We start from the raw sequence: 428 nt of genomic DNA, 5'->3' as shown, positions 1-428 counted from the left end.
CAACTGGGCGTGGCTCGACGTCGCGCCGCTCGAAATCGTGCCGCAGCTTGCGCCATATGTCGAATACATCCATTGCAAGAGCACGACGGGCGAGGGCGCGCGGCGCTTCGCGATCGCGCCGGCCGGCGATGACGCGACATTCCGCGCGGTCCTCGACCTGCTGCCGCGCGATGTGCCGCGTGGCATCGAGTTTCCGTTCGACCCCAGCCGGATCGATGCGGATGCCGCGCATTATGTGAACTGGCTAGCGCGGGTATAGACCGCGACGCGGCAAGCAAGGCAGCAAACAACGCAACGCAACCTGAATCATCGGCATCGGAAGCACCACCAGGAGCCCAGCATGACCCACCCGCACCCCCCCCTCGACGTGAACACCAACGGCGAAGCGATGGCGCTGATCGTCGCCACCGCAACCGGCCCGCTGGCCG

At 66.6% G+C, this 428-nt stretch carries 1 pseudogene; it reads left to right on the top strand.

Annotated elements, in window-relative coordinates:
• A pseudogene (locus AB4Y34_RS42025) lies at positions 1-259 on the top strand (sugar phosphate isomerase/epimerase); the annotation flags it as partial.
• Between the last annotated feature and the right edge of the window lie 169 nt (positions 260-428).

Origin of the sequence: Paraburkholderia sp. BR10954, assembly GCF_040965775.1 — a bacterium.
In the GTDB taxonomy this organism is placed as follows: Bacteria; Pseudomonadota; Gammaproteobacteria; order Burkholderiales; family Burkholderiaceae; genus Paraburkholderia; species Paraburkholderia youngii.
The sequence above is the reverse complement of the archived record's forward strand: the minus strand, read 5'-3'. Positions and strand labels throughout refer to the sequence as shown.